The following is a 10,491-nucleotide window of genomic DNA, read 5'->3' on the forward strand; positions in this document are numbered from 1 at the left end:
AATATACCACCATAGGGTATATTGCGCAACATATAAGTTGAACTTATTTTCCATTATTTATTCTCAGCTATAAAATCATTTATTTGCTGCACATGTTTACGATCGTGCTCAAGGTGTGAGAAGAAGTATTCTCCCACGCTTAGTTCCTTGTTTCCAACTGTTATTTTCTTCATATATAGCTCTTCAGGAAATGCTTTTAATTTTTGGACTACTTGTCCTCTTGTCTCGATATACTTTTCAATTAAATCTCCTTTTCCAATACCAGACCTCGCATAAACAGATGCATCCTTATTCATCTTTTCAAGATTAATATCGATTTTCGGAAAAGGTAACTCTTTTTCAATATAAGGGAATCGATACTGTTGCATGAAACGATCCCACGTAATGAAGTGTGAAATCACATCTGCTGTACCCCATTTCCCTTCCGAAAACGGCATAAACCAGAACGTTTCATTGATGGAATGTAATGATTTTACCCAATCTACTAGTTGCTCATGCTCAAGAATAATGTCTGTTTTTTTCACGAATATACCCCCACACCGTTTTTCCTATTATATTATCCAGTTTCTAGAAAAACAAAAAACAAGGACTAAGCCTTGTTTTTTAAAGTGATAATTTTTTTTCATAATCGAAGTTTGCCTTTTTACCTGATCTTTTTCCTAATGCATAGACCACTGCTCCAACTACTGTCCACACAATCAGAACGTCCCCTACCGAAAGAAGCATCTTGTAGCTGAAAAATAATAAAGTACTAATCGCAAACAAACCACAAATAAGTATTAATCCCTTGGACGGCTTAAATTGAGCTTGCGCAAAAAGTTCCGGATTTTTATAAGGTAGTGCAATTAAGGCAATGGAATGACCGATATACATTAAGAACATTCCTTGCAAAGCAATCATCATGACAAAGTTCATCGTATTTGTCCAAAGTAATATAAGTACGATGACAACATTGATTACTAACGCCAAATTTGGTGTACCTGTTCTTTCACTTACTTTTGCTAACACCGGTGGAATGATTCGATCATCTGCGAAGGTAAATAAAATTCTAGATACAACCATCATTAATGAATTTAAGGTTGTAGCAAAAGCCATAAGTATTCCGATGTTTACAATCCATGTGCCATAAGACGGCAAGTAGGTTGAAGCTACATCTGACATGGCAGTTTGCGTGGCAGCTAACTGTTGATATGGCAATACACCAAACGCAACAAAGGAAACTAAGAAATAAATAACCATCGTTAAAATCGAACCACGAATCATAGTCTTCGGTAATTCCTTTTGCGCATTCTTCATTTCACCACCAGCTTGCGCCAACTGCTCAAAACCGAAATACGCGAAAAATAAACTTGGTAAAATACTTAAAAATCCTTCTAGTCCAAATGGAAACATCGGTTTATAATGATTGAACTCAATAAAAAACAAACCTGGTATGACTAGAAAAAGGATCGCAACAAATAAAATAGCAGTCATCAACAACTGAATTTTCCCAAACCATTTAACGCCTGTCACATTTAAGAAGAAGAAAAATAATAAAAGAGCAGTACCAATAAGTAGTGGATGATCAAAATCTAGCAAGCTTGCTACAAACTCACCGAATGATATCGACATAACTGTCATAACCCCTAGCAAAGCAATATACTGAAACCACATGAAAATAAATCCTACGAAATAGTTTTTAAAGGTTCGACTTATATGAATGTATGCACCACCTGGGCTATTCCCTAGAGGAGTGCTCAAATACACTAAATACCCTAACGCCGATGCAAGCAAGATTGGTAGCAATACAATATATCCTAACGGTACAGATGGCCCCGCCTGTGCACCTGCTTCCCCAGTTACTACAAATATACCAGAACCAACCATCCCGCCAATCATTAACGCATATCCATGCCACTTATTTAAACCTCTTTGTAACTTCATTTCTTTCACCCCTGATGTTGGTATATTTTCTTACGGAAAAAATTAACACTGTCTCATACGAAAATAAGTAAAAAGCCCCCCATCCCTAATAAACATTAGGGACGAAGAGCATTCTCCGCGGTACCACCCTATTTGACCACCAAAACGGTGATCCACTCCTTAGTAATCGGCTTTTCTTCGTAGTGAAACTTCACAACTTTTTACCTGGATTTTCACCAACCATCCAGTCTCTACCTGCTGCATTTCAAGTTGTTACTAAGCTACAAGCCCTCTAGACACATTCGCACTTAAACGCTTTTAAGTGCTAAAGCATCTTTTCGTATTAGATATTATATTAATAGGCATTTCGAGTGAAGTCAACAAAAATTTATAAGTTTGATAGATTGTAGGTACGAGCTTTGGTTTGGCCAATAATTGTGAGATTCATTGAATTAATTAACCTCTTCATAGTTGCTAGTATTCTATATGTAAGAATTCTGCCATTTCCCGTTTCGTAATGAGAGGATTTATTAGTAATGCGTATTCCTTTAACGCATGTATATTGTCACTTTTGCTTGTGCTCCGACAAGCCGAGCAATACCAATATCCATATATTCGTTTTAGTGGCAGGTAGTTACAAACTGAACAGAACACACCTGTATTTAACTCATTCGTTTTAATGTCATACTGTTCTAGAATGTTAGAATGAAGGCTATTATGTTTTTTTATGAGTAGTCGTGAAAGTTTCTTTAATTCCTTACCTGTAAGTATTTCCACATTATATTTTCTCTCTATTTTCGTTAGCCTCTTTAAAAGATTTGGACTACGGATGACTGATTGGGATACAAGATGAGAATTATTGAGGACTTTTATTGTTGAAGAAGGATTACTAATCAAGACGAGAGTTTCAATTGGAAGTAGAGGTGATTTATTTGAAGATAACCATGTATATAGCTGAGCTTTGTGACGTTTCGCCTGCAGAATGGGATCGGGGAACGATTCTTCTTTTTCACCATGATAACGAATAAGTTGGTTAAAGGTTGGATCAAAATTCAGAACACCTGATATGTTTTTAACTTCAATAATCAATATGAAGTTTTTTGTGAGTATCAAAAGATCTATTTGAAAATGGTGAACTCCGTCGTGTAGCCTAAGGTCGTGAAAAATATGATAGTTCTCACTGGAAAGATAGTCTAAATAGTAATCTAAAGAATTTTCCCCATTGAAACCCGCCCTCCTTCTAGCCAAATTCTTCTGGATATCACTTTGTTTAGGATGATTCTTGGGTAATCTCTTCGTAAGTGCCTCAAGTTGTAGTAGAACTCTAGGTTTTTCATTCCTTTTTACAATCATTTTATTCCTCCTAGATTAGAATGGAAATGTTATTCGATAATTACATATGAATTTCCTTCTTAAATTAATCTATATTTCGTACTCTGAATGATATTTGGACGACTTTAGCAATTATTTGGACGAGTTCTATATTTTTTCGGACGACATTGGAGCTTTTTTGGACGACTTTCCGTATTTTTCGGACTAATTACCATTTCCACCCAAAACAAAGAGCCCCTATCCTGGGGCCCTATACCGAAACTTTCTCCAACTCTACACTCTTCTTTTTCTTCTCGAACTGCTGGTACATCAAGTAGTAAATAAATGCACTTGCCACGCATAGGAATGCCAGGATTACAAAGGTCCAGTCATAGCCAATCCACATTGTTAATGAAATTGAAATTGGTGCAAATGTACGACCAATTGTAAAACGCAAGCTTGCGGCTGCGAAGTACTGTCCTCTCATGTGATCCGGAGCAAGCTTGGAAACGAAGCTTTGCTGAATACCTACGACCATTATTTCAGCAAGTGTAAAGATTAGAATTGCCACTAGCAGGATCCATATCCAAGTTGTTTGACCGAATAGGAAAATACCGACTCCATACATAAGTGCTGAAGTTATAAATACATCTCGTTCTCGGAATTTGTCTGCCTGCCTAGTGATAAATACAGTTAGTAGTGCAACGAGTAAACCGTTTGATGCGACGATAAGTCCAAATGCTTTTTCTCCGCCAATATCTAACTTCCAGTCTCCAAATGACAGTAGTGTTTGAAGTGGAACTAGTTCTTTTGTGTACACAGCCATTAATAAATCGAGCTGCATAAACGCTTGAGCCGCTAATACTCCCGCTACTATAAACAATAGAAAAATTTTATCTTGGACAATAACCTTGTAATCTAGTATTTGCTGTTTAATTGCACCGAACCATGTAACACGTGGGGCGGGTTCAGTATTATCAACTAACATAGGCGCTGTTTCACGCACAACTTTTTGCAATAATATTGCTAAGATGAAGCTAACAATTGCAGCTGCTAATAATAATCCAAAACGGTGTTGGAAAAAGAAGATACCTCCAATAATCGGACCAAAAACTACTGCTATGTTAATACCTGTATAAAATATTGCGAATACTGAGTTCCGATCCTTTTCTTCTACAACATCTGCTACCATCGCTTGACTCGCTGGCCAGTAGAAGGAACCAAATACTCCAATAATAGTGAAGCTGATAAAACTAATGATTGGTGATTCGTACCATGGGGAATTTGCAAATGCAAATAACAAAAACGAAAATCCTTGCCCATACGTAGAAATGACCATCATACGTTTTCTGCCAAAATGGTCAGCACAGTATCCGCCAATGAGATTGGCAATGACACCAAAGATCTGGGATACAATCAACAACAATCCTGCGTTTTCCTTTCCAAATTCATCCGAAAAGTATATCGCCATAAACGGGAAAAACATCCAAAATATAACATTAACTAAAAACTCTCCGTATAATCGAACCTTTAAATTAATATCCCAATCTCGTAATCTCATGGTTATACCCTCTTTGTTGTTATTTTAAGCACAAGAGAGATTATATAGGAATTATCTCCTTTTGGAAATACAATTCCAAATAAATAAAAAATCAGAAGGCTAGTAGCCTTCCGATTTTTTTAAATACTATTTATGCTCCAACAGTTGACTTTGGCTCAACGTAAACCGTTGTATCAAGCTCTCCTGTTGCTTTACTTGTTAATACACCAGCTGTCATACTTCCGCTTACATTTAGTGCTGTACGGCCCATGTCAATTAATGGTTCAACAGAGATTAATAGACCTGCTAGAGCAACTGGTAAATCTAATGCAGATAGTACTAGGATGGCTGCAAATGTCGCACCGCCCCCAACACCAGCTACACCGAAGGAGCTTATGGCAACTACAAGGATTACCGTGAATAAGAATGCTGGGTCAAGTGGATTAATTCCTACAGTTGGAGCAATCATAATTGCTAACATAGCTGGATATACACCAGCACATCCATTTTGTCCGATTGTTAATCCAAATGAACCTGCAAAGTTTGCAATTCCTGATGGAACTCCCAGCTCTTCAGTTTGTGTTTTTACATTTAACGGCAGCGTTCCTGCACTTGTTCTAGATGTGAATGCAAATGTTAGAACTGGTAATACTTTTTTCACGTATGTGATTGGATTTAATCCTGCGAATGATAATAATAATAAATGAATTAAGAACATAATTCCCAAAGCTACATATGACGCAATGACAAACTTTCCTAACTTTGCAATTGCTTCATAGTTACTTGTTGCTGTTACTTTTGTCATGATTGCTAAAACACCGTATGGAGTTAAGCGTAAAATAAGTGTAACGATTCTCATTGTAATGGTATTCAATGTATCTATTAATTTAGCAAATGACTCTGCTATTTCCGGCTCTTTTCGTTTAACCCCAAGATATGCAACACCGATGAATGCTGCGAAAATTACAATTGCGATCGTTGATGTTGGTCTTGCGCCTGTAAAGTCTAAGAACGGATTAGCTGGTAGTAATGAAAGAAGTTGTTGTGGTAACGTTAAGCTTTCAACTTCACCTTGACGTACTTCTAAATCTTCCCCACGTGCTGTTTCCGCATCTCCCGCTTGGATCTGAACTGCTTCTAAATCAAATACTAACGTTGTTCCAATAGCTACAACTGCTGATACTGCTGTTGTTCCTACTAATATCGCAATAATTAGCCCACTAATCTTACCAATATTTTTAGAAAGCTTTAACTTCGTAAATGCAGCAACAATTGAAATGAAAACAAGTGGCATTACTACCATCTGAAGTAACTTAACATATCCTGACCCAACTATATTAAACCAATCAATTGACCCTGTAATGACTTCAGATGTTGCTCCGTAAATTAATTGTAAAACGAGACCGAACACAATCCCTAGGCCAAGCGCAGTAAATACACGTTTTGAAAATGATACATGTTTTTTCTGCATTTTGTATAAACCAAAGATTAATAACAGCATAATAGCTACGTTAATTAAAATCCAAGTAACTGTCATGATTTCCCCTCCAAAAATTAAAATAAATCCATAGATGAATATATTACATACTAATCATATGCGTCAAGTATGAATTAATTCATCATATTTTCTTCCCCTTTAAAAAGTTCCGAAAAAGCATAATAGTTTAAATAAAAATGCTTATTATTGTTTCGTCTTTTTCACGGTAGAAATATAAAGATCGACAAAATAAACCTCTCCTATTTTTATTGTCAGCCGCTTTTATCGGACTTGGATGGGGAACTGCTTTTCCTAGCTTTCAAACTATCGCGATTCAAAATGCAGATACATTCGAAGAGGTTTAGAAACCGCCACTTTTCTATCACTTTTGGATATTGGGGTTCGATTAGGATCATTCATTGTAGGTATTGTAGGTGCAAATCTCGGATTTAGTCCTCTTTACTTATATGTTCCTCCGTAGCCTTACTTGGACTTGGTCTATACTTTATATTACATGGTAAGAAAGTCAGTCGTTTTAGCACTCAAGAGTAGAAAATTTTCTACTCTTTTTTATTTATGGGAAAGCTAAGTTTACATAAAATTCACTTTAAACTTGTTGAAAATAATATATAAGTGTTTTATTATATAAGTCGTTGATTATATATCCTGTGAGGTGATAGAAATGCAGATTGAATTAGAGCAAGCGGCTACTTTATTGAAGCTTTTAGGTGATAAAACGAGGTTAACAATGATGAAAATGCTTGATCATAGTGACTTTTGCGTGTGTGAGTTTGTCGAAATTTTCAAGACGAGTCAACCCGCTATTAGCCAGCATCTTCGAAAATTAAAGGATGTTGGAATAGTGAAGGAGACGCGAAAAGGCCAGTGGATTTTTTACTCTCTTAATACAGAAAGTGACTATTATCCATTTTTAAAAGAAATTTTAAAATCTCTGCCTTCACAAGATGACCGCTTACAACAATTAGAAAAACAGGGATTACGTATAACCTGTCAGTAAAATTAAGGGGGGAACACATTGGTATCTACTTTATTAGCGATATTTATCTTTTTACTTACGCTTGTACTAGTCATTTGGCAGCCTAAAAATTTATCGATAGGTTGGTCTGCCATTGGTGGGGCGCTATTAGCGTTATTAGTTGGTGCTGTATCATTCCAGGACGTTATCGATGTAACCGGAATAGTTTGGAATGCTACCTTAACATTCGTTGCACTTATTATCATTTCGTTAATACTAGATGAGATTGGATTTTTTGAATGGTCTGCCTTACACATGGCTCGCTATGCAAAAGGCAGCGGTATGAAAATGTTCCTTTTAGTTACAATACTAGGAGCGATTGTGGCTGCCTTTTTCGCGAATGACGGAGCAGCACTAATCCTAACTCCTATCGTACTAGCAATGGTTCGAGCACTTAAATTTAAGGATAGCATGATTTTACCTTTCATTATGGCAAGTGGATTCATTGCAGATACTACTTCTCTTCCACTCGTTGTAAGTAACCTAGTAAACATTGTTTCTGCAGACTTTTTCAACATCGGTTTCGTTGAATATGCGAGCAGAATGATTGTACCGAACTTTTTCGCATTAGGTGCGAGTATTCTAGTCTTGTATTTATATTTCCGTAAGAGCATTCCTGCTTCTTTCGATGAAAGTAGCTTAAAAGCACCGAAAGAGGCAATCAAAGACGAAAGAATGTTCAAGCTATCGTGGTTTGTACTAGGTATTTTATTAATTGGATATTTCGCAAGTGAATTTACTGGCATACCTGTTTCTATTATTGCGGGAATTGTTGCGATTGCATTTTTAGTGATCGCGAGAGGCAGCTCTGCTGTTAATACGAAACAAGTATTAAAAGGTGCACCTTGGGCAATTGTATTTTTCTCCATCGGGATGTATGTTGTCGTGTACGGTTTACGAAACGAAGGGTTAACGGACTTGCTTGCACAATTAATACAAGCTGCAGCAGATGAAGGACTATTTGTTGCAACGATTTCCATGGGCTTTATCGCTGCGATTCTTTCATCAGTCATGAACAATATGCCAACGGTTATGATTGATGCGCTTGCAATTGCAGATACAAATACAACTGGAATCGTAAGAGAAGCATTAATTTACGCTAACATAATTGGTTCCGATTTAGGGCCAAAAATTACTCCAATCGGTTCACTCGCAACATTATTATGGCTTCACGTCCTTTCTACAAAAGGAGTTAAAATATCTTGGGGCTACTACTTTAAAGTAGGTATTGTATTAACAGTTCCAACCTTATTCATCACATTAGTTGGTCTATATCTTTGGTTATTACTCATTTAAAGGAGAATTAATTATGTCTAAAAAAACGATTTATTTCTTATGTACAGGAAATTCTTGCCGAAGCCAAATGGCAGAGGGGTGGGCCAAAAAACATTTAGGAGAAGAGTGGGATGTGAAAAGTGCAGGTCTAGAAGCACACGGCTTAAATCCAAATGCTGTAAAAGCAATGAACGAGTCTGGTATTGATATATCCACACAAACTTCTGACACGATTGATCCTGAAGTTTTAAATAATGCTGATTTAGTTGTTACACTTTGTGGCCACGCGGCAGATCATTGTCCCGTAACACCACCACACGTTAAACGCGTACACTGGGGCTTTGATGATCCAGCTAAAGCGGAAGGAACAGAAGAAGAAAAATGGGCAATGTTCCAACGTGTCCGTGATGATATCGGAGACCGTATTAAGCGTTTTGCTGACACAGGAGAATAATATACAAAAAACTACGAGCTTATTGCTCGTAGTTTCAGACTGTAGACAAACTCGATTATTTCGAGTTGTTTGCAGTCTTTTTTCTATTTTTATGAAGTTTTCTGTAAGACAAGGTGATTTCCGCTCCATGGCACTCGCTTTCCGCGGGGTGGGCGGTGAGCCTCCTCGCCGTTCCGGCTGTGGGGTCTCACCTGTCCCACTGCCTCCCGCAGGAGTCGAGTGCCATTCCACTTCAATCGGTTTTTAAATTCATTCTGTTCTATAATATCTTCTTATTTTAAAATAAAAGAAGAATAATAATTGAGGTGACATTATGCTAACGAAACATAATTCTATACAAAGAGATCAAATCGAAATGATAGCCTTAGATGAACTTGTTCCTGCCAATCATCTTGTACGCAAACTTGAAGTGGCAATTGATTTTTCTTTCATTTATCCTCTTGTTAAAGATATGTACTCTGAAGTTGGTCGCCCAAGTATTGACCCAATTATCTTAGTAAAAATGGCATTTATCCAATACATATTCGGTATTCGATCAATGCGTAAGACTATAGACGAAATAGAAACAAATATGGCAAATCGTTGGTTTTTAGGTTATGGGTTTCATGATAAGATCCCTCACTTCTCTACCTTCGGTAAAAATTATGAAAGACGTTTTAAAGATACAGACTTATTTGAACAAATCTTTTATCGAATCTTAAAAGAAGCAGCTGATAAGAAATTGATTAGTGCTGAACACGTCTTTGTTGATTCAACACATGTAAAAGCTAGTGCTAATAAGCGGAAATTCGAAAAGAAAGTTGTGCGGAAAGAAACTCGAGCTTACCAGGAGCGACTACAAGAAGAAATTAATAAAGATCGTGAAGACCATGATAAACCACCTTTTCCACCTGATAAATTTGACCAAGAAGAGATGAAAGAGATCAAAGAAAGTACAACAGATCCGGAAAGTGGATACTATGTTAAGGATGAACGCACGAAACAGTTCGCTTACTCCTTTCATGCAGATGCAGACAGAAAAGGTTTTGTATTAGGTTCAACAGTTACAGCTGGAAATGTTCATGATAGTAATCTTCTTGAGTCTTTAGTAGAGAAAGTGAAAGAGTCAATTGGTAAACCAAAAGCAGTTGCGGCTGATACAGCTTATAAAACACCTGCCATTGCACAATATCTAATAGAAAATGACATTACACCGGCATTTCCATATACACGCCCACGAACAAAAGAAGGATACTTTAGGAAACATGATTACGTATACGATGAGCACTATGACTGCTATATATGTCCGAAAGGACAGATACTAAACTATTCAACCACCACTAAGGAAGGTTATCGTCAATACAAGTCTGACCCACATTACTGTTCGACTTGTCCTTTACTTGCTCAATGTACACAGAGTAGAATCATCAAAAGCTTATACAACGTCATGTGTGGGAAGCGTATGTGGAGGAAGCAGAACATCTTCGTCATCACGAGGAAGTTAAAGAGATATATGC

The 10,491-nt window shown here is 37.0% G+C and carries 8 protein-coding genes and 1 pseudogene; 4 read left to right on the forward strand and 5 right to left on the reverse strand.

The features are described 5' to 3' along the window. Positions 1–53 precede the first annotated feature (53 nt). The 5 genes from JR050_RS08570 to JR050_RS08590 form a co-directional block, all read right to left on the reverse strand. On the reverse strand, positions 54–524 hold the full coding sequence (locus tag JR050_RS08570) for a DinB family protein (RefSeq protein WP_204203091.1): 471 nt from the start codon (positions 522–524) through the stop codon (positions 54–56). A 79-nt stretch (positions 525–603) separates the two neighbouring features. Next, positions 604–1,923 (reverse strand): APC family permease, encoded by a 1,320-nt coding sequence (locus tag JR050_RS08575; RefSeq protein ID WP_204203092.1) that lies wholly within the window; start codon positions 1,921–1,923, stop codon positions 604–606. Between the two features lie 453 nt (positions 1,924–2,376). Next, a complete protein-coding gene (locus JR050_RS08580) occupies positions 2,377–3,255 on the reverse strand; it encodes a nuclease-related domain-containing protein (protein ID WP_204203093.1) in 879 nt (292 codons plus the stop codon). A gap of 229 nt (positions 3,256–3,484) precedes the next feature. Next, positions 3,485–4,774, reverse strand: a complete 1,290-nt coding sequence (locus JR050_RS08585) for an MDR family MFS transporter (RefSeq protein ID WP_204203094.1) — start codon at positions 4,772–4,774, stop codon at positions 3,485–3,487. 130 nt (positions 4,775–4,904) lie between these two features. Continuing rightward, positions 4,905–6,290: an L-cystine transporter gene (locus JR050_RS08590; RefSeq protein ID WP_204203095.1), complete on the reverse strand. Its 1,386-nt coding sequence runs from the start codon at positions 6,288–6,290 to the stop codon at positions 4,905–4,907. 622 nt (positions 6,291–6,912) lie between these two features. On the opposite strand from JR050_RS08590, the gene JR050_RS08595 reads away from it, so the two are divergent. From JR050_RS08595 to JR050_RS08610, 4 genes and pseudogenes are all read left to right on the forward strand, one after another. After that, a complete protein-coding gene (locus tag JR050_RS08595; RefSeq protein ID WP_204203096.1) occupies positions 6,913–7,248 on the forward strand; it encodes an ArsR/SmtB family transcription factor in 336 nt (111 codons plus the stop codon). Between the two features lie 18 nt (positions 7,249–7,266). Next, entirely contained in the window at positions 7,267–8,562 is a 1,296-nt protein-coding gene (locus JR050_RS08600; protein WP_204203097.1) for an arsenic transporter, read from the forward strand. Positions 8,563–8,575: 13 nt separating this feature from the next. After that, positions 8,576–8,995, forward strand: a complete 420-nt coding sequence (gene arsC, locus JR050_RS08605) for an arsenate reductase (thioredoxin) (protein WP_204203098.1) — start codon at positions 8,576–8,578, stop codon at positions 8,993–8,995. 313 nt (positions 8,996–9,308) lie between these two features. After that, a pseudogene (locus JR050_RS08610) lies at positions 9,309–10,491 on the forward strand (IS1182 family transposase); the annotation flags it as partial.

Source organism: Bacillus suaedaesalsae (assembly GCF_016890225.1).
In the GTDB taxonomy this organism is placed as follows: Bacteria; Bacillota; Bacilli; order Bacillales; family SA4; genus Bacillus_BS; species Bacillus_BS suaedaesalsae.

Excerpts from the sequence above, each read along its gene's own strand:
- JR050_RS08575 (WP_204203092.1), bottom strand. The coding sequence starts at position 1,923 with ATGAAGTTACAAAGAGGTTTAAATAAGTGGCATGGATATGCGTTAATG.
- JR050_RS08580 (WP_204203093.1), bottom strand. The coding sequence starts at position 3,255 with ATGATTGTAAAAAGGAATGAAAAACCTAGAGTTCTACTACAACTTGAG.
- JR050_RS08585 (WP_204203094.1), bottom strand. The coding sequence starts at position 4,774 with ATGAGATTACGAGATTGGGATATTAATTTAAAGGTTCGATTATACGGA.
- JR050_RS08590 (WP_204203095.1), bottom strand. The coding sequence starts at position 6,290 with ATGACAGTTACTTGGATTTTAATTAACGTAGCTATTATGCTGTTATTA.
- JR050_RS08595 (WP_204203096.1), top strand. The coding sequence starts at position 6,913 with ATGCAGATTGAATTAGAGCAAGCGGCTACTTTATTGAAGCTTTTAGGT.
- arsC (WP_204203098.1), top strand. The coding sequence starts at position 8,576 with ATGTCTAAAAAAACGATTTATTTCTTATGTACAGGAAATTCTTGCCGA.